General features: G+C 69.3%; 17 protein-coding genes. 5 read left to right on the top strand and 12 right to left on the bottom strand.

The annotated features are described in order from the left end of the window. The first annotated feature begins 378 nt into the window (after window positions 1-378). On the top strand, window positions 379-1611 hold the full coding sequence (locus WJ16_RS06540) for a lytic transglycosylase domain-containing protein (RefSeq protein WP_069256360.1): 1233 nt from the start codon (window positions 379-381) through the stop codon (window positions 1609-1611). Here the strand turns inward: WJ16_RS06540 and WJ16_RS32965 are convergent. The 4 genes from WJ16_RS32965 to WJ16_RS06530 all read right to left on the bottom strand — a co-directional run bounded on the left by WJ16_RS32965 (window position 1577) and on the right by WJ16_RS06530 (window position 3341). Then, window positions 1577-1765, bottom strand: coding sequence for a hypothetical protein (locus WJ16_RS32965; RefSeq protein WP_076605888.1), 189 nt, complete (start codon window positions 1763-1765; stop codon window positions 1577-1579). The genes WJ16_RS06540 and WJ16_RS32965 overlap by 35 nt on opposite strands. A 5-nt stretch (window positions 1766-1770) precedes the next feature. After that, window positions 1771-1929 carry a hypothetical protein gene (locus tag WJ16_RS34685; RefSeq protein WP_157126727.1) on the bottom strand — a complete coding sequence of 53 codons (159 nt, stop codon included), beginning with the start codon at window positions 1927-1929 and terminating at the stop codon, window positions 1771-1773. Window positions 1930-1987: 58 nt separating this feature from the next. After that, window positions 1988-2323 (bottom strand): hypothetical protein, encoded by a 336-nt coding sequence (locus tag WJ16_RS06535; protein WP_069256359.1) that lies wholly within the window; start codon window positions 2321-2323, stop codon window positions 1988-1990. Window positions 2324-2594: 271 nt separating this feature from the next. After that, complete coding sequence (locus WJ16_RS06530; protein WP_069256358.1) at window positions 2595-3341, bottom strand: MipA/OmpV family protein; 747 nt, start codon at window positions 3339-3341, stop codon at window positions 2595-2597. A gap of 246 nt (window positions 3342-3587) precedes the next feature. Between WJ16_RS06530 and WJ16_RS06525 the strand changes: the two genes are divergently transcribed. Both WJ16_RS06525 and WJ16_RS06520 read left to right on the top strand, forming a co-directional pair. Next, window positions 3588-4313, top strand: coding sequence for a response regulator (locus WJ16_RS06525; protein WP_069256357.1), 726 nt, complete (start codon window positions 3588-3590; stop codon window positions 4311-4313). Beyond that, complete coding sequence (locus WJ16_RS06520) at window positions 4314-5690, top strand: ATP-binding protein (RefSeq protein WP_069256356.1); 1377 nt, start codon at window positions 4314-4316, stop codon at window positions 5688-5690. Between the two features lie 68 nt (window positions 5691-5758). Here the strand turns inward: WJ16_RS06520 and WJ16_RS06515 are convergent, their stop codons facing one another. The 6 genes from WJ16_RS06515 to WJ16_RS06490 all read right to left on the bottom strand — a co-directional run bounded on the left by WJ16_RS06515 (window position 5759) and on the right by WJ16_RS06490 (window position 13475). Further along, window positions 5759-6796, bottom strand: a complete 1038-nt coding sequence (locus WJ16_RS06515; RefSeq protein WP_069256355.1) for a FecCD family ABC transporter permease — start codon at window positions 6794-6796, stop codon at window positions 5759-5761. Next, a complete protein-coding gene (locus tag WJ16_RS06510; protein WP_418219850.1) occupies window positions 6793-7812 on the bottom strand; it encodes an ABC transporter substrate-binding protein in 1020 nt (339 codons plus the stop codon). The genes WJ16_RS06515 and WJ16_RS06510 overlap by 4 nt, the downstream gene beginning before the upstream one ends. Window positions 7813-7817: 5 nt before the next feature. Next, a complete protein-coding gene (locus WJ16_RS06505) occupies window positions 7818-8615 on the bottom strand; it encodes an ABC transporter ATP-binding protein (protein ID WP_069256354.1) in 798 nt (265 codons plus the stop codon). Next, window positions 8615-10705, bottom strand: coding sequence for a TonB-dependent receptor (locus WJ16_RS06500; RefSeq protein ID WP_069256353.1), 2091 nt, complete (start codon window positions 10703-10705; stop codon window positions 8615-8617). Before WJ16_RS06500 ends, WJ16_RS06505 begins: the two co-directional genes overlap by 1 nt. Before the next feature lie 261 nt (window positions 10706-10966). Then, a complete protein-coding gene (locus WJ16_RS06495) occupies window positions 10967-11407 on the bottom strand; it encodes a nuclear transport factor 2 family protein (RefSeq protein ID WP_069256352.1) in 441 nt (146 codons plus the stop codon). A gap of 43 nt (window positions 11408-11450) precedes the next feature. After that, the gene (locus WJ16_RS06490) at window positions 11451-13475 is read right to left on the bottom strand and encodes an oxidoreductase (RefSeq protein ID WP_069256351.1); all 2025 of its coding nucleotides are present in this window, start codon (window positions 13473-13475) and stop codon (window positions 11451-11453) included. 150 nt (window positions 13476-13625) lie between these two features. Between WJ16_RS06490 and WJ16_RS06485 the strand changes: the two genes are divergently transcribed. Continuing rightward, window positions 13626-14162 (top strand): PadR family transcriptional regulator, encoded by a 537-nt coding sequence (locus WJ16_RS06485; RefSeq protein WP_069256350.1) that lies wholly within the window; start codon window positions 13626-13628, stop codon window positions 14160-14162. A gap of 22 nt (window positions 14163-14184) precedes the next feature. Next, window positions 14185-14829, top strand: coding sequence for an SGNH/GDSL hydrolase family protein (locus WJ16_RS06480; RefSeq protein WP_069257976.1), 645 nt, complete (start codon window positions 14185-14187; stop codon window positions 14827-14829). Window positions 14830-14892: 63 nt separating this feature from the next. Here the strand turns inward: WJ16_RS06480 and WJ16_RS06475 are convergent, their stop codons facing one another. Together WJ16_RS06475 and WJ16_RS06470 are read right to left on the bottom strand one after the other, a co-directional pair. Next, window positions 14893-15873 (bottom strand): NADPH:quinone oxidoreductase family protein, encoded by a 981-nt coding sequence (locus WJ16_RS06475; protein WP_069256349.1) that lies wholly within the window; start codon window positions 15871-15873, stop codon window positions 14893-14895. Between the two features lie 127 nt (window positions 15874-16000). Beyond that, window positions 16001-17830 (bottom strand): acyl-CoA dehydrogenase, encoded by a 1830-nt coding sequence (locus tag WJ16_RS06470; protein WP_069257975.1) that lies wholly within the window; start codon window positions 17828-17830, stop codon window positions 16001-16003. Window positions 17831-18003: the final 173 nt, after the last annotated feature.

The raw sequence follows: 18003 nt of genomic DNA, 5'->3' as shown, positions 1-18003 counted from the left end.
CGCACCGCGCGGCTGGTCAACTCGGCATTGCGTATGCGGCGGCTTCGGCCGCCGATTTTTTTGTTGCCTTCTTTCGCCCCGCCCTCGGCCGCCGGCCGATTTTCCCTTTCGCCCGGTTCTCCGCCGGTTTCAACGCGCAACTGACGTAATACGTCAGCTTGCGATCGCCGCCATTGCATTGGAATTCGCCACAATGCCGGCCATTCTTACCGATCCCGCATCGCCTCGGGCGGCGATCCGGCACGACAGGAATGCCGGCGCACGCACGGGCAAATGCAAAGGAAAGTTTGACGCGAGCCATTTGACGGTTCGCTATGGCACACTTCGCGTCTGCGTAATTTCCTTGCACCGGGCGCCCGGATTCCGCCCCATCCTGCCATGCCGCGTCAGACAACCCGTTCGATCCACCGAGCCACGCTGAAAATCGCGTCGGCGATTGCGCTGTCGTGCACGCTCGCGGGCGTCGCGCGGGCCGATTGCCTGGACGACGCGGCCGCGTTCCAGCACGTGAGCGTCAGCCTGATGCGCGGCATCGCGCAGGTCGAGTCGGGGATGAATCCGAACGCGATCAACACGAATACCAACGGCACGGTCGACATCGGGCTGATGCAGATCAACAGCACGTGGCTGCCGACGCTCGCGCGCGAAGGCATCACGCGGGAGAGCCTGTTCGACGCGTGCACGAACGCATACGTCGGCGCGTGGATCCTGTCGCAGAACATCCGCCAGCTCGGCCCCAACTGGAACGCGATCGGCGCGTACAACTCCGCGTCGCCCGACAAGCGCCTCGCGTATGCGCGCAAGGTCTATGATGCAATCCGGACCATGCCGGATTCGCCGGATACTCCCATGCCCATCCTTCCACCGTCCTTCACGCCGCCGCAACAGGCGCAGACGTACAACCCGTTCGCGAGCCTGAGCGTGTCGGCGCCGCCCGTCACGCGCGCACGCACGATCTCGCCGGCGTCCCCGCCTCCGCCGCCGCAGGGCGGCCCCGCCGGCCCGGCCGGCTCGTACAACTTCGGATGGACGGTCACGGGTGCCGACCAGGCGAAGCCGACCCAGGTCTTCGACGACGGCGCGCGGGTGTACGTACAGTTCAGCGACATGAAGCACGTGCCTGCGATCTTCACCGAGACGTCGTCCGGCCGCGTGCTGATGTCGTGGGAGCTGCAGTTTCCGTATGCCGTCCTGACGCGTCCCGCGCAAACGTTGATCTTCCAGCTCGGGCCGTTCGAGGCGCGCGCGCAGCGGGGGACGGCGGGGATGACCGCTCAGGGCGGGGCTGGAACGGGAACGCAGCGTGCGGGTGCGCCCGCGCCGACGGCTGCCACGGCGGCCGCCGCGAAACAACCGGCCGCGAATGCACCGGCCAAGCGCACGGCGTCGGCCGACGCACTCTGGTATCTGAACACGCCGTCGACGTCTGGATCGGCATCGACCGCGAGCACGGCGACTCCCCCGCCCGTGTCGAGTCCGTCGAACCAGCCGGCTACGTGGCCCACCGCGGTCACGTCGAACACGCCGCCGCCCGCGACGCCCCAGGCGCCGGCCGCGGCCACGCCGGCTACGCGCGTCAGCACCGACGCGCTCTGGTATATCTCGAAGTAGCGCACGGGCCGGCCTTCTCGCGGAAGCCGAAGCCGTCGAAATGGAAGCTGACCCACAGCGTGGGTTCGCGTGCGGGACACATCTGTTCAACCTGCGCGTTGACGCGGTCCGTCTCCACCGAGACGGCGTCCTTTTTCAGATCGATTTCGGCCATCGCGCTTACTTCTCCTGCGTCGGCTCGAGTTCGGGCGCGTTCATGTCGTCGACCCACTGCAGCTCGGCGGTGCCGTTCTTGCATGGAACGTCGTGCTGCGCCCGCGCCGCGCTCACGAACACACGGGCTTGCGACGGCGTGGCCCACGCCGCGCACGTCCCCATTTTCCCGCCTGCACGAACGCCATTGCCCCCGACCGATCGTCGCCGGCGGCCGAATCCGTTACCCGCGCCGCACCCAGATCACCTTGCCGTCGCGAATGCCGAGATTGCGACGTTCCTCCCGGTAATCCATCGTGCCCGGCAACGATTTGCCGTCGCGCTCGAGCACGCGCCACAGGCAACCGTCGAGCAGCGCGGCCGCGTCGGCCTCGGTCTTGCCGACCAGCGCGTCGTCCGGCGCGGCGTCCGCCTTGCACGCCTGCGCGGCGCCCGGCTGCGCGGGAATCGTCGCAGCTCCACCCGCGGTGGCATTGGGGTGCTTCGTATCCATGTCGGCACATCCTGCAAAGGTTGCGCTCGCAACGACTGCAACGAGCATCGCGATCGTGTTCTTCATCGGTTTCTCCCTGTCGCGACCCGGCGGTGCATGTGCGGCATTCGTGCACGACCGGGCATCGCATGCATGATCGGTTCCGCATGCTGTCGACCGCTTCCTGACAAAGCCGGCCAGCGCATGGCGGTCTTTCGCGACCCGGCCGACCCGCGTCCGCGCACCGGCATCGCAGGGCCGGCCTGACGCCGAACCCGAGCGCATGTTACCGCACCGATTCGCGTCGACGGCGCGACGCCGCCGCCGCGCGTGCGCCCTGCACGCGCCGGCGATCCATTCAGAACTTGTACGTCACGCCCGCGATGCCGTAGTAGTTGCTGCGTGTCTGGACGATCGGGCTGTCACCATAGCGCCCCAGCAGCCGCGTCATGCCGCCGGTCGCGTGCGCCGACCAGTGCTGCGACAGATCCCAGTTCCATGCGAGCGACAGCGTCGCGCTGTCGACTCCGCCGCTCGTCGAATACGGCCGGAACCCGCTCGTCGCCGACTGCGCATCGGTCACGCCGTAGAACGTCTGCATGTAGCGGCCCGTGCCGGCGTGCACGCTGCCCGTCACGACGATCGTGTGCCGCGCGGCCTTGAATATCGGCACCGCGAGGTCGACATGCCCGGACAGGCCGCGCGACGTATGCGTGACCGGCGTGTCGACCGTGACGGTCAGTTCGCCGCCGTCCAGCAACGCCACGCCCGCACGCAAGCCGACGAGCACCGAGCCTGGAATCCGGCCCATCCCCTTCAGGTGGTCGGAGCCCGGCAGGTCGAAGCGGTTCTCGTCCGCGCGGCCCGCGTCGTAGCTCACCGCCGCCGACACGAACGCACCGTGCGGCAGGTCCAACCGGTAGCCGGCGCCCTGCGTGCCGTCAATGAAGAAGCCATTGCCGAACGTGGCGGAAAACGACGGCGCAACGACGCCGCGATACTGGTTGCTGCCCTGGTAGCGCGGGGCGAACCCGCCGCCGAGCGACAGCGAATACTGGTTTTCCGCATGGGCGGCGGCGGCGAGGGTCAGGCCGGCGAGCGGCATGCAATAGCGGTAGCGGCGGAGTATCGGGCGCACAATATTGAGATAAGAGTGACGGAGCCCGCAGTCTAGGTGCCGCTCTCCGCGGAGACTGTCCTGAATCTACGGAGAATCTGTGCGCAATTGTGTTCGATTGTTCGAGATTGTCGTACCGCGCCCCCGGCCCACGGTGCGCCGGATAGAATTCGCGTGCCGCGCCGCACACCGGCTCGCCCGGGCGCGAGATGGCGCGTGCATCCTGAGGAGACCATGAACGAAGATCCGCTCAAATACCGCGTCCTGCTGATCGAGGACGACGACCGCCTGGCGCAGCTCGTCCGCGAATACCTCGACGGCTATGAATTCGCGGTGACGGTCGTGCGGCGTGGCGACCTCGCCGTCGCGGCGGTGCGCGAGCACCAGCCGGCCCTCGTGATACTCGACCTGATGCTGCCGAATCTCGACGGAATGGAAGTCTGCCGGCGCATCCGCGCGTTCACGAACGTCCCGGTGCTGATCCTGACCGCGCGCGCGGACGTGTACGACCAGGTCGCGGGCCTCGAGACGGGCGCCGACGACTACGTGACGAAGCCGATCGAGCCGCGCGTGCTGGTCGCCCGCGCCCGCGCGCTGCTGCGCCGTGCGCAGCCGGCCGCCGCGGAAGCGCGCGCAGCCGCGCCCGACGCGCTCGTGTTCGGCGAGCTGACGATCTCGCCGCCCAACCGCACCGTCACGTGGCGCGGCGAGCCGGTCGACCTGAAGACCGCCGAATTCAACCTGCTGCTGATCCTCGCGCGCGCGGCCGGCACCGTGCTGAGCCGCGACGACATCCTGAAGCAGTTGCGCGGGATCGAGTTCGACGGGCTCGACCGCTCGGTCGATTCCGGCATCTCGAAGCTGCGCCGCCGCTTCGAAGATGCGTCGTCGGAGCCGCACAAGATCAAGACGATCTGGGGTCGCGGCTACCTGTTCAGCCCTTCCGCGTGGGACGAATAAATGCTGCGCCCGTTGATCAGGCTGTACCTCGTCGTGATCCTGTTCGTTGCCGCGTCGATCGTGTTCATCCAGCTGTCGTTCGACCGGATCTTCTACGACCGCAGCGCGCAGGCGGAACGCGATTCGTTGACCACCTACGCATTCGTGCTCAACGACTACCTCGAACGTCATCCGGGCGAACAGCGCAAGCTCGCGCTGCGCGAACTCGCGAAACACGGCAACGAAAGGTTCGACTTCATGTCGATGGCCGCTGCCCGCGCGCAGTTGAGCGGCGGGCCGTTGCGCGATCTCGACGCCGGCCTGATCGCGATCAGCTACGACGGCAAGGATTACTACATGCCGATCGCGGATGGTTCGGTGCTGCACGCGCGGCCGATCGAAGCCTTCAGCCTCGACATCAAGATCTATGCGTACATGCTGCTCGCGCTCAGCACGCTGCTCGCGGTGGTGCTGTGGGTGCACTATCACTGGCGCGACCTGCGCAGGCTGCAGGAAGCCGCACGCGCATTCGGCGCCGGCACGCTGTCGACCCGCGTGAAGCTGTCCGGCAAGTCGAACATCTACGAGCTGTCGCAGCAGTTCAACGACATGGCCGCGCGCATCGAGGCGTCGATCAAGCAGCAGCGCGAAATGATGCACGGCATCTCGCATGAACTGAAAACGCCGCTCGCGCGACTCGAATTCGGGCTCGCGCTGCTGGCCGAACCCGACGAGACGGGGCGCATGCGCGAGCGCCGCGACGCGCTGCGGCGCGACGTGCGCGAACTCGACGAACTCGTCACCGAGCTGCTGACGATCGGCCGGCTCGAACAGGGGGCGAGCGAACTCGCGCCGATGGACGTCGACGTCGACGCGCTGGTCGACAGCGTCGCCGGCAACGTCACAAACGACATCGTCGATCGCGGCATCACGCTCGACGTGTCGGCGCACGGCGCACCGGCCACCCACGTATGCGACCCGAAGCTGGTTGCCCGCGCGTTGCTGAACCTGATCCGCAACGGCGCGCGCTACGCGTCGCGCAAGGTTTTGCTCGCCGCCGCGAGCGACCCGTCCGGCGCACTCGTGCTGAGCGTCGACGACGACGGCCCCGGCATCCCGGCCGCCGAACGCGCCCGCGTGTTCGAACCGTTCCAGCGGCTCGACTCCAGCCGCGACCGGCAGACCGGCGGCTTCGGGCTCGGACTCGCGATCGTGCGGCGTGTCGCGCTGGTGCACGGCGGCGACGTGCGGCTCGAGGATTCGCCGCTCGGCGGCGCACGCTTCGTGATCACGCTGCCTGTGCGAACGCTGCCGGACAATCTGTTCGACCTGCCGGAAGCCGCCGCGCATGCCGGCACGTTCGGCGGCAGCACCGGCATGGCCGTCCAGCGGCAATAACGCGCGCGGCCGGCGCACCGGCCGCCCTCCCCCGTGCGCCGGCCCGCCGGCGCGTGCATCGCGGCCGCTCAGCGACGGCGCAGCAGCGCGACGAAGAACAGGCTGCCGAACATCGCGGTCACGATCCCGATCGGCAGATCTTCCGGCGCCGCGAGCGTGCGGGCGGCCACGTCCGCCCACACGAGCAGGATCGCGCCCGTCAGCGCGGCCACCGGCAGCAGCCGGCCGTGCTCGGCGCCCACCGCGCGACGGCACAGATGCGGCGTGACGAGCCCGACGAAGCCGATCGCGCCGCTGACCGCGACCATCGCGCCCGTCGCGAACGACGCGACGACGAACACCTCGCGCCGCATCCGCGCGCTCGGCACGCCGAGCGACGCCGCGGCGACGTCGCCCGACATCAGCGCATTCAGTTCGCGACGGCGCGCGTACAACGCGCTGCCGGCAAGCACCGCGCACACGGCCGGCACCGGCAGCAGATCCCAGCGCGCGAGCCCGACGCCGCCGAGCATCCAGAACAGCACCGACGACGCGGCGCGCTGATCGCCGAGATACAGCAGCAGGTTGCCGAACGCGGCCATCATGAACGACACCGAAACGCCCGCGAGCAGCAGCCGGTCCGATTCGAGCCGGCCGCGCCGGTAAGCGAGCGCGACGACGCACGCGGTCGCCGCGAGCGCGCCCGCGAACGCCGCGGCCGACAGCGTGAACGGGCCAAAGGCCGCGCCGGCCATCACGGTAACCGCGACGGCGCCGAGCATCGCGCCCGCACTCACACCGAGCAGGTGCGGATCGGCCAGGCGGTTCGCGGTCGCTGCCTGCAGCGCGACGCCCACCGCGGCCAGCGTCGCGCCGACGATCGCCGCGAGCAGCGCGCGCGGCATCCGGATCAGCCAGACGATGCTGTCGTCGCCCGCCGCCACGATCGCGTCGGCACCGCCGAACGCCGACGCGACGTGCGCGGCGACGATCCGCACCGCGGCCGGCATCGCGATCGGCGCCGGGCCGAATGCGGCCGACGCGACGATCGACACGACCAGCAGCAGCGCGAGCGCCGGCAGCACCACGCGCATGCCGGGCCGCGAGACCCGCACGGGCGCGCTCATCGCGCCGGCCCGGCGAACGCGGCCGGATACAGCGCGCGCGCGAGCGTTTCGACGGCCGCGACGTTTTCCGGGCCCGGCGTCGCCGCATCGTACGGAATCACGACGAAGCGCCGGTCGCGGATCGCGGCCACGCGCGCGAGCGCCGGTTGGCTCAGCAGGAACTGCCGCTTCTGCGCGGCCGTCACCGCCGAATAGTCGACGATCACGATCACCTGCGGATCGCGCGCGACCACGCTTTCCCAGCTCACCTGCGTCCAGCTGCGCGGCAGGTCGTCCATCACGTTGCGCGCGCCGGCCGCCGCCAGCAGCGCGCTCGGCATCGCGAGCCCGCCGGCCGTCATCGGCTTGTCGGTGCCGCTGTCGTACACGAACACGCGCAGCGGTGCCGGATGCCCGATCGCGCGCGATACGGCCGCGAGCCGCGCGCGCATCGCGGCGACGACCTGCGCGGCGCGCGCGTCGACACCGAAGATCCGGCCGAGATTGGTCAGGTCGCGAAACACGTCGTCGAACGACGCGGCCGACTGTTTCATCACGTGCGAACACGATTCGGTCAGCTCGTAGGTACGGATGCCGAACGGCGCAAGCGTCGCGGGCGTCACCGCGCCGCCGACATGCATCCCGTAGTTCCAGCCCGCGAGATAGAAGTCGGCGCGCGCGGCCGCCAGCACCTCGAGCGACGGATACTGGCTCGCCAGTTCGGGCACGCCGCGCAATGCGTCGCGCACGCGCGCGGTGCCCGTCTTCCAGCCGCCGATGCCCGTATAGCCGACGAGCCGGTCCTTCAGGCCGAGCACGAGCATCATCTCGGTCAGGTTCACGTCGTTGCTCACCGCACGCGTCGGCGCGCGCTCGAACGTCACGTCGCGATCGCAGCTGCGCACGGTGACGGGATAGGCGCCGGCGTGAACCGCCGTCAAGCCGAGCACGATCGCGGCAACGAGCCGACACAGGGTGGTCGAAAAAGCGGACGACAAAGCGGACGGCAACACGGTGGACGAAAAAGCAAGCGGCATGGCGTTCATTCCGGATGAAGCGGCGTGATGCGCGGGCGGCCCGTGACGGGATGACGATCGACGAGCGCGGCGACGCCGAACACGTCGCGCAGCAGCGTTTCGGTCAGCACGTCGGCCGGCGCGCCCGACGCGACGACCCGCCCGTGCGCAAGCACATGGAGCCGGTCGCAATACGCGGCCGCGAGGTTGAGGTCGTGAATCGTCGCGAGCGTCGCGATGCCGAGGCGGCGCACGCGCGCGAGCAGTTCGAGCTGGTGACGCAGGTCGAGATGGTTGGTCGGTTCGTCGAGCAGCAGCAGTTCGGGCTGCTGAGCAAGTGCGCGGGCCAGCAGCGCGCGCTGCTTCTCGCCGCCCGACAGCGACGCGAAACGTTGCGCGCGGCGCTCGACGAGGCTGACGTCGTGCAGGGCCGATTCGACGATCCGGCGATCTTCGGCCGACTCCGCATCGAACGGCCCCTTGTGCGGCGTGCGGCCCATGCCGACCAGTTCATCGACCGTCAGCCCGAAATCGTCCGGCGTCTCCTGCTGCAGCACCGCGATGCGCTGTGCGACCGCGCGCGGCCGCATGCGCCACACGTCCTGCGCGTCGAGTGCAACGCGACCCGCGGCGGGCCGCGCGTAACGGAACACGCAGCGCAGCAGGCTCGTCTTGCCGCTGCCGTTCGGGCCGACCAGCCCGACGAACTCGCCTTCGGCCACCGTCAGCGTCACCGAATCGAGCACGACGACCGCGCCGCCGGGCGACCAGCTCACGCGCTCGATGTCGAGCATGTGGGTGACGGAATGCACGTCGCGCCGCATCAGAAGCGCATCGTCGCGACGAGCTCCGCCGAGCGCGACGGACCGAGCAGCCATTGCTCGCCGCCGTTCGACGTCGTCACCGCGTACGTGCGGTTCGCGAGGTTGCGCAGATACAGCGCAAGCTCGGTGCGCGACGTCGGCCGCCAGCGCAGCGACGCATCGAACACCGTATACGACGGCACCTGCACGCGGTTCGCATCGTCGCCGTAGGTCGCCCCGACGTAGCGCACGCCCGCGTTCGCGTGCCAACGCTCGGCGAATGCCCAGCCGAGCCACAGGTTCGCGCTCTGCTGCGGCACGTTCGACGGCACGTTGCCGGCCCGCGACACCGTCGTGCCGCCGGTCGTCTGGTTGAACGCGTCGTAGCGCGCACGCAGCAGCGCGACGTTCGCATCGATCGTCCAGCCGTGCGGCAACCGTGCGCCGCCGGTCAGCTCGATCCCGCGCGACGATTGCCGCCCGACCTGCTGGCGTAGCGCCGGATTGAACGGATCGGCGCTGAGCAGGTTGCGCTTCGTGATGTCGTACACGGCGAACGTCCAGTATGCGCGGCCGTCGAGCAGCCTCTGCTTGAGCCCGGCCTCCCACTGCTCGCCGGTCGCGAGCCGATAGTTCGCCTGCGACGCGGACAGCGTCACGAGCGAGCCGAGCCCTTCCGCGCCCGTCGTGTACTGCGCATACGCGCTGAGCGTCGGCGCGACTTCGTACACGAAGCCGGTGCGCCAGCCGACGTTCGCGAAACGCTTGTCGAAGCCCGCGCCGCTTGCCGCCTGCTCGCGGCTGAACGCGATGTGGTCGTAGCGCAGCCCGCTCACCCATGCGAGCCGCGGCAGCACTTCGAGCCGGTTCTCGGCGAACACCGCGGCCTGCCGCGCCCGCGTACTGAACTGCGGAACGGTCGGGTCCGGGCTCGTGAACACGCCGGGAGCGAAGCCGTGCACGGGCACCGTCGATTCGCCGCCATACGGCGAATTGTTGGTGCCGCTGAACGTGATCTGGCTGAATTCCGTGCCGACGACGAAGCGGTTCGCGCGGCCGAACAGCGTACCGTCGAAGCGTGCGCTCAGCCGGTCGCCGATCTGCCGCTGATGGTGGCCGATGTCGAGATAGTCGCCGCGCGTGACGAGGCCCGTCGCGGCATCGAGCCCGTACGATTCGGCATTGCGCCAGTGGCGGTTCGACGTCAGATAGTAGAGCTGATTGTCGATCGTCACGCCGGCCGTGGGCCGGTAGCGGGCCGACAGGCGCGTCCACTGGTCGTAGTAGGCAATCGTCGCATCGGCGACGTTGTAGTTGAGCTTGCGCAGCGACGGATCGAGCACGCCGTTCGACGCCGGCACGCCATAGTAGGTCGCCGGCATCTGGCGGCCGTAGTCGAAGTCGAGCGTCAGCGCAAACGTCGGGCTCACGTCGAATGTCAGCGCGCCGCCTACGGCCGTCGTATGCGTGTCGGCCCGCTCCGCGAGACCGTTCGCCCGTGCATCGCTCGCGTGGAAGCGATACGACAGTTGCGGGCCGAGCGCGCCCGTCGTATCGAACGCGGCGCGCTTCGCGCCGTCGGGGCCGACGCCGATCTGCAGCGTCGTCTCGCGCGTGCGCTGCGGGCGCTTCGGCACGACGTTCACCACACCGCCGATCGCCCCCTCGCCGTACAGCACCGACGCCGGGCCGCGCAGCACGTCGATGCGCTCGACCGACCACGTATCGAACGGGAACGTGATCGTGCCGGCGGCCGGCATCAGCCGCACACCATCGAGCAGCGTCATCACCGATTCCTGCCCACTGAAGCCGCGCACGCTCAATGCGGTGCCGCCGTTGCCGGGCGCCGTCGCGCTCGCGAAGCCGGCCGTGCGCGTGACCGCGTCGAGCACCGTGCGATCGCCGCGCGCGTCGATCGTGTCGGCCGTGACCGTCTCGACGCTCGCGGGTGTGTCGAGGCTCGCGAGCCCGAGCCGCGACCCCGTTTCGAGCGGTTGCGTCAGCGGGTCGGCAGGCGCGCTTCGCGCGCTGACGTTGATCGCCGGCAGCGCATGCCGCTCGTCCGGTGCCGGCGCGCTCGCCTCGGCGGCCAATGCGCCGGAGGTCGCCATCGCGCACCCCAGCAGGGTCGAGCAGCCGCGCGCGCGCCACGCGCGGGCGGCCCGGCGCGACGCGGCAGCATGCCGCTCCCCGCGCGCCGGTTTGAGTCTGGTATTCGTCACGTCGTATCGATCTTCGTCAGGCGTCGTCGCTCGCAGTCGAACCCGGACACCCGGGCAGCCGGCGACGCAAAACGTCAGATGATACAAAATATCAACCTGGCTCGTCAGGATTTTGTCAGGTTGTTCTGGCCGCGCCGAGCGGCCCTGCGCTCAGCCGCCGGCCTTGAACGCCGGCAACTGCTGCCCGAGCCGCGCGCCCATTTCCGCGCCGAGCGCCTGCAGCGCATTGAACGGCCGGATCATGACCTCGAATTCGACGATCCGCCCTTCGTCGTCGAATCGGATCATGTCGATCCCCTTCAGCGCCTTGTCGCCGACGACCGCGCTGAATTCCAGCACCACGCTCCTGCCGTCGTCGGTCGCGAACTGGCGGTCATAGACGAAATCGTCGAGGATCGTGATCACCGTGCGCAGCGCCATCAGCAGCGCGGGCGCCGGCCCGTACGGCTTGAACGCCATCGGCGAACGGAACACCGCGTCCGGATGGACGATCGAGTCCAGCGCGCTGAAATCCTTGCGTTCGACCATCGCGTGCCACGTGTCGAGCGATTGCGCGACAGCCGGTGAAAGTTGCATGGGCGGGTTCGTCATCGAAAACTCCTGTCACGTCGGGCGGGAAAGAATCGGATCGGTCTCACAGGGTCGCAGCCAGCGTCGTGCCCTGGTGAATCGCACGCTTCGCATCGAGCTCAACGGCTTCGTACGCGCCGCCGATCACATGAACCGTGCGTCCGGCGGCCTCCAGTTGGTCCGCGAGTACACGCAACGGCTCCTGTCCCGCGCAGATCACGACGTTGTCCACCGGCAGCGTCTGCCCGACGCCGTCGATCGTCACGTGGAAACCGTCGTCGTCGATGCGCGCGTAGGTCACCGCCGACGACATCCCGACGCCGCGCGCCTTCAGCGCCGTGCGGTGAATCCAGCCGGTGGTCTTGCCGAGCCCGTCGCCGACCTTCGACGCCTTGCGCTGCAACAGATGAATCTCGCGCGCCGCCGGCTCGGGCCGCGCATCGCGCAAGCCGCCGGCGTTCGCGTACGACGGGTCGACACCCCACTCGGCGAAGAACCGGCCCGCGTCGCCCTGTTCGCCGCGTTCGCGATGAGCGAGATACTCGGCGACGTCGAAGCCGATGCCGCCCGCGCCGACGATCGCGACACGGTTGCCGACGGCCTTGTCGTCGCGCAGCACGTCGAGATAGCCGAGTGTCTTCGGATGACCGACGCCGTCGATCGGCGGCGTGCGCGGCACGATGCCGGTCGCGATCACCACTTCGTCGAATCCGCCTTCCAGCAGCATCTCGGCGGTCGCACGCGTATTGACGTGCAGCGCGATGCCGCGCAGCTCGATCTGCCGGCGGAAATAGCGCAGCGTCTCGTTGAATTCTTCCTTGCCGGGCACCTTCTTCGCGAGGTTGAACTGGCCGCCGATCTCGGCGCCGGCTTCGTACAACGTCACCGCGTGACCGCGCTCGGCCGCGGTGACCGCGCAGCCGAGGCCCGCCGGCCCGGCGCCGACCACGGCGATCCGCTTGCGCTGCTGCGCGGGGCGAATCACGAGCTCGGTTTCATGGCATGCGCGCGGATTCACGAGACACGACGTGATCCTGCCGCTGAACGTGTGGTCGAGGCACGCCTGGTTGCAGCCGATGCACGTGTTGATCTCGTCCGCGCGCCCTTCCCGCGCCTTGCGCACGAACTCGGCGTCGGCGAGAAACGGCCGCGCCATCGACACCATGTCGCAATAGCCGTCGGCGAGCAGTTGCTCGGCGACTTCCGGCGTATTGATCCGGTTGGTCGCGACGAGCGGAATGCCGACCTTGCCCATCAACTGCCGCGTGACCCATGCGTACGCGGCACGCGGCACCTTGGTCGCGATGGTCGGGATGCGCGCCTCGTGCCAGCCGATGCCGGTATTGATGATCGTCGCACCGGCCGCTTCGATCGCCTGCGCGAGCCGGATCACCTCGTCGAGCGTCGAGCCGCCTTCGACGAGATCGAGCATCGACAGCCGGTAGATCACGATGAAGTTCGCACCGACCCGCTCGCGCACGCGCCGCACGATGTCGACCGCGAAGCGGATGCGGTTCTCGTACGCACCGCCCCATTCGTCGTCGCGATGGTTCGTGCGCGCGGCGATGAATTCGTTGATCAGGTAGCCCTCCGATCCCATGATCTCGACGCCGTCGTAGCCCGCGTGCTGCGCGAGCGCCGCGCATCGCACGAAATCGGCGATCGTCTCGTCGACTTCATCGCGGCTCAATGCGTGCGGCGTGAACGGGTTGATCGGCGCCTTCAGCGCGCTCGGCGCGGCGAGCGCCGGGTGATACGCATAACGCCCGAAATGCAGGATCTGCAGCGCGATCTTGCCGCCCTGCGCGTGCACTGCGCGCGTCACGACTCGATGGCGTTCGGCTTCTGCTTCTGTCGTCAGCATCGCGCCGCCCGCCGCCGGGCGGCCGCGTTCGTTCGGCGCGAAACCACCGGTGACGATCAGGCCGGCCTCGCCCCGCGCACGCTCCGCGTAGAACGCCGCCATCCGCTCGAAACCGTTGGGCGCTTCCTCGAGGCCCACGTGCATCGACCCCATCAGCACACGGTTCCTGAGCGACGTGAAGCCGAGCTCGAGCGGGGTCGTCAGATGCGGATAGCGCGATGTCATCGGGGGCTCCATTTTTATGCAACAAGTTGCACGAATGATAGTCCGCCACTTCCGTTTATGCAACCTGTTGCATAAACGTGACCGTCGCCTTGCACCCCGGCCCCGATATGGCAAGATGCGGTTCATTCAGCGGCCCTCCTCCGATCCGACATGTCCCTGCCCCATGCCCTTCTCACCGCCCTCGCCGAACGCCCCGGTTCAGGCTCCGAACTCGCCGATCGCTTCGATCGGTCGATCGGCTATTTCTGGCAGGCGACGCACCAGCAGATCTATCGCGAGCTGGGGCGTCTCGAGGAAACGGGCTGGATCGAATCGCTGCCGGCCGAATCGGGGCGCGGCCGCAAGCGCGCATACCGGATCCTGCCGGCCGGCAAGAAGGAGTTGCGGCGCTGGATCGCCGAACAGGACGATCCGACGCCGCTGCGCGAAGCGCTGATGGTGCGCCTGCGTGCGGAGGCGGTGCTCGGGCCGGCCGGCCTCGAGAACGAAATCAGGCGGCGCATCGCGCTGCACCAGGAGAAACTCGACCTGTACCTGCGGATCGAGGCGCGCGATTTTCCGGAAGAAGCGGATTCGCGCGCGAAGCGCCTGCAGCATCTGGTGCTGCAGGCCGGCATCGCGAACGAGCGGTTCTGGGTCGAGTTTTCACAGCACGCGCTCGACGTGCTGCGCTTGCCGAAAGACTGAGCGACTGACGGAGGAGATGACGATGACGCAGAAAACCGTGCTCTGCTACGGCGATTCGAACACGCACGGCACGCGCCCGATGACGCGTGCGGGCGGTCTGGAGCGGTTCGCCCATGACGAGCGCTGGACCGGCGTGCTCGCGCACGCGCTCGGCTCCGGCTGGCGGGTCATTGAAGAAGGCTTGCCCGCACGCACGACCGTGCATGACGATCCGATCGAAGGCCGGCACAAGAACGGCTTGTCGTATCTGCGCGCGTGCATCGAAAGCCACCTGCCCGTCGACGTCGTCGTGCTGATGCTCGGGACGAACGATCTGAAGTCACGCTTCTCGGTCACGCCCGCCGACATCGCGACGTCGGTCGGCGTGCTGCTTGCCGAAATCGCCGCGTGCGGTGCCGGCCCGCACGGCGCGGCGCCGCAGCGCGTACTGATGGCGCCTGCGCCGATCGTCGAAGTCGGCTTCCTCGGCGATATTTTCGCGGGCGGCGCCGCGAAATCGCGGCAGCTTGCGCCGCTGTATGAACAGGTCGCCGCGACCGCCGGCGCGCATTTCCTCGATGCCGGCACGGTCATCGAGGTCAGCCCGGTCGATGGCGTTCACTTCGCGGCCGATCAGCATCGCGCGCTCGGGCTCCGCGTGGCGGCGCTGCTGCGGCAGATCGAGTAACGCGCCCGCGCACCGAACGCCGGCCGGCCGGCTTCGATCGGCGCGCCGCGCGCGCAACGCCGCTCACGCGTCCAGTACGATCACCACCTTGCCCTTCACCTGCCGGTTCGCCATCCGCGCGATCGCATCGGCCGCACCGCCGAGCGGCACGCGCTCGGTGATCGCCGGTCGCACCTTGCCGGCCGCGAACCATTCGGCGAGCAGCCGCATGTTCGCGACGTGCTGTTTCGGATCGCGGCGCACCGCGTCGCCCCAGAACACGCCGAGAATGTCGCGCTCCTTGAGCAGCGCGAGATTCAGCGCGATCTTCGGAATCTCGCCGGCCGCGAAACCGACCACCAGGAACCGGCCGCGCCATGCGGTCGCGCGCAGCGCCGCTTCGGTGTACGCACCGCCCACCGGATCGTAGACGACGTCCGCGCCGCGGCCGCCGGTCAATTCGTCCACGCGGCGGCGCAGGTCCTCGGTCGCATAGTCGATCGTCTCGTCGGCGCCCGCTTCGCGGCACAGCGCAAGCTTGTCCGCGCTCGATGCCGCGGCGATCACGCGCGCGCCGAGCGCCTTCGCGATCTCGATCGCCGCGAGCCCGACGCCGCCGGCCGCGCCCAGCACCAGCAGCGTCTCGCCCGCCTGCAGACGCGCACGCTGCTGCAATGCGTGCAGCGACGTGCCGTACGCGAGCACGAGCGCCGCGCCCTGCTCGAACGTCATGCCCGGCGGCAACGCGGCGATCTGATGCACGTCGGCCACGCATTGCTCGGCGAACCCGCCGTGCCCGGTGAACGCGACCACCTGGTCGCCGGGCCGCCACGCGCTCACGCCGTCGCCCACCGCGTCGATCACGCCGGCGAACTCCGCGCCGGGCGAGAACGGCAGCGCCGGCTTCACCTGATACAGCCCCTGCACGATCAGCGCATCGGGGAAGTTCAGCGACGCCGCCTTCACGCGAATCCGCACCTGGCCCGCGGCCGGTTCGGGTGCCGCGATCTCCTCGATGCGCAAGCGGTCGATCGGACCGAATGCGGTACACAACAAGGCTTTCATGTGCTCTTCTCTCCTTGCGCGCCATCGGCGCGCATCGATACGGCAGCGGGACGCGCCCGCGCGAGCGGTGCGCGATACCGGTGCGCCGCACCGGCATCGCGACACCCTTATCCGTGCACCGCGATGCTCAAAACCAAGCGTCGCACATGTCGAGCGTCGTCGTGTCGACGCTCGCCAGCAGATCGAGCTGCGCATCCACCTTCGGCAGCTCCCAACGAAAGAAGTAACGCGCGGCGGCACGCTTGCCGTCGTGGAAATCGCCGTCGTGCCCGTGCGCGGCCAGCGTCACGTCGAGCCACAGCCACGCGACGACGAGATGGCCGAACGCCTCCAGATAGACGCTCGCGTTCGCAAGCCGCACCTGTGGATCGCCGAGCGCGGCCAGCGCGCGCGTGACGTCGACGAGCCGCGCCCAGCGCCGCGCCAGCGCATCGGCGTGGGTGCACAGGTCGCCGCCGGCCGGGCGCGCGCGCTCGAGCGTCGCGGCGATGCGCGCATCGAGCGTGCGCAGCAGCGCGCCGTCGTCCTGCGCGACCTTGCGGCCCAGCAGGTCGAGCGCCTGGATGCCGTGCGTGCCTTCGTGGATCGGGTTCAGACGATTGTCGCGATAGAGCCGCTCGACCGGATAGTCGCGCGTGTAGCCGTAGCCGCCGTGCACCTGGATAGCGAGATCGTTGGCCGCGACGCACCACTGCGACGGCCAGCTTTTCGCGATCGGCGTCAGGATGTCGAGCAGCCGCGCGGCCTCGGCGCGCGCGTCGGCGTCGACGTGCGCGCGCGCTTCGTCGACGAGCCGCGCGCAGTACAGGATCAGCGCGAGCCCGCCCTCGACGTACGCCTTCTGCGCGAGCAGCATGCGCCGCACGTCCGGATGCGCGACGATCGGCGCCTGCGGCGCGGCCGCGTCCTTGCCTGCCGGCCCGAGCGGGCGACCCTGCGGCCGGTTGCGCGCATAGTCGAGCGCGTGCAGGTAGCCGGTATAGCCGAGCGCCACCGCGCCCGCGCCGACGCCGATGCGCGCCTCGTTCATCATGTGGAACATGTAAGCGAGCCCGTGATTCGGCTCGCCGACCAGATAGCCGATCGCGCCGGCCCGCCCTTCCGGGCGGTGACGCGTGCCTTCGCCGAAGTTCAGCAGGCAGTTGGTCGTGCCGCGATAGCCCATCTTGTGGTTCAGCCCGGCGAGCGCGACGTCGTTGCGTTCGCCGCGCGCGGCACCGTCGGCGGCCGGCAGGTACTTGGGCACGACGAACAGCGAGATGCCGCGCGTGCCGGGCAGCAGCCGGCCGTGTTCGTCGGGAATCTTCGCGAGCACGAGATGGACGATGTTCTCCGTCAGCTCGTGCTCGCCGCCGGAAATCCACATCTTGTTGCCGGTGAGCCGGTAGCGCGGGCCGAGCGGCGATGCGCATTCGAAGTCCGCGCGCGTGACGATGTCGGACAGCGACGAGCCGGCCTGCGGCTCGGACAGGCACATCGTGCCGAAGAAGCGCCCTTCCAGCTCGGGACGCGCGAACGCGTCGATCTGCGCGGGGCTGCCGTGCGCGATCAGCAGGTTCGCGTTCGCGACGGTCAGGAACGGGTACGCGGCGGTCGCGATGTTCGCGGCCTGGAAGAACAGGAACGATGCGGCTTCGACGAGCTTCGGCAGTTGCATCCCGCCGAGCGCTTCGTCCTGGCCCGCCGCGATCAGGCCGGCGTCCGCGAACGCGCGCACGGCCGGCGCGACTTCGGGAATCAGCGTCACGCGCTCGCCGTCGAAGTGCGGCTCCTCGCGATCGCCGCGCGCCGCATGCGGCGCGAACAGCTCGGCCGCGATCCGCTCGCTGGTGTCGAGCACCGCGTCGAACGTCTCGCGGCTGTGCTCCGCATAGCGCGGCAGCGCGGCGAGCGCACCGGCGTCGAGCCAGTCGTACAGCAGGAACGCGAGATCGCGTCGCGACATCAGCAGGCTCATCGTGAAGCCCTCCGTATGGCCGGCGCGCACCGCGCAGGGTCGTTGCGCTGCGCGCGCCGGTCGATCCGCATGCGCTCGATCGATTCAGGCTTCATCACGTCTGTCTCCTGTCGGGTGCGCGCCGGCGCGCCCGTTCGCTCCGGTTGCCGGAACCGGATGGTTGGGTCGGTGAC

Origin of the sequence: Burkholderia metallica, from assembly GCF_001718555.1 — a bacterium.
GTDB classification, from domain to species: domain Bacteria; phylum Pseudomonadota; class Gammaproteobacteria; order Burkholderiales; family Burkholderiaceae; genus Burkholderia; species Burkholderia metallica.
Note: the sequence above shows the minus strand (reverse complement) of the source record. Positions and strands in the feature narration are given on the sequence as shown.

Excerpts from the sequence above, each read along its gene's own strand:
- WJ16_RS06540 (WP_069256360.1), top strand. The coding sequence starts at position 379 with ATGCCGCGTCAGACAACCCGTTCGATCCACCGAGCCACGCTGAAAATC.
- WJ16_RS06525 (WP_069256357.1), top strand. The coding sequence starts at position 3,588 with ATGAACGAAGATCCGCTCAAATACCGCGTCCTGCTGATCGAGGACGAC.
- WJ16_RS34685 (WP_157126727.1), bottom strand. The coding sequence starts at position 1,929 with ATGGGGACGTGCGCGGCGTGGGCCACGCCGTCGCAAGCCCGTGTGTTC.
- WJ16_RS06520 (WP_069256356.1), top strand. The coding sequence starts at position 4,314 with ATGCTGCGCCCGTTGATCAGGCTGTACCTCGTCGTGATCCTGTTCGTT.
- WJ16_RS06530 (WP_069256358.1), bottom strand. The coding sequence starts at position 3,341 with ATGCCGCTCGCCGGCCTGACCCTCGCCGCCGCCGCCCATGCGGAAAAC.
- WJ16_RS06515 (WP_069256355.1), bottom strand. The coding sequence starts at position 6,796 with ATGAGCGCGCCCGTGCGGGTCTCGCGGCCCGGCATGCGCGTGGTGCTG.
- WJ16_RS06510 (WP_418219850.1), bottom strand. The coding sequence starts at position 7,812 with ATGCCGCTTGCTTTTTCGTCCACCGTGTTGCCGTCCGCTTTGTCGTCC.
- WJ16_RS06475 (WP_069256349.1), bottom strand. The coding sequence starts at position 15,873 with ATGAAAGCCTTGTTGTGTACCGCATTCGGTCCGATCGACCGCTTGCGC.
- WJ16_RS06495 (WP_069256352.1), bottom strand. The coding sequence starts at position 11,407 with ATGACGAACCCGCCCATGCAACTTTCACCGGCTGTCGCGCAATCGCTC.
- WJ16_RS06535 (WP_069256359.1), bottom strand. The coding sequence starts at position 2,323 with ATGAAGAACACGATCGCGATGCTCGTTGCAGTCGTTGCGAGCGCAACC.
- WJ16_RS06505 (WP_069256354.1), bottom strand. The coding sequence starts at position 8,615 with ATGCGGCGCGACGTGCATTCCGTCACCCACATGCTCGACATCGAGCGC.
- WJ16_RS06500 (WP_069256353.1), bottom strand. The coding sequence starts at position 10,705 with ATGGCGACCTCCGGCGCATTGGCCGCCGAGGCGAGCGCGCCGGCACCG.
- WJ16_RS32965 (WP_076605888.1), bottom strand. The coding sequence starts at position 1,765 with ATGGCCGAAATCGATCTGAAAAAGGACGCCGTCTCGGTGGAGACGGAC.
- WJ16_RS06470 (WP_069257975.1), bottom strand. The coding sequence starts at position 17,830 with ATGAGCCTGCTGATGTCGCGACGCGATCTCGCGTTCCTGCTGTACGAC.
- WJ16_RS06490 (WP_069256351.1), bottom strand. The coding sequence starts at position 13,475 with ATGACATCGCGCTATCCGCATCTGACGACCCCGCTCGAGCTCGGCTTC.
- WJ16_RS06480 (WP_069257976.1), top strand. The coding sequence starts at position 14,185 with ATGACGCAGAAAACCGTGCTCTGCTACGGCGATTCGAACACGCACGGC.
- WJ16_RS06485 (WP_069256350.1), top strand. The coding sequence starts at position 13,626 with ATGTCCCTGCCCCATGCCCTTCTCACCGCCCTCGCCGAACGCCCCGGT.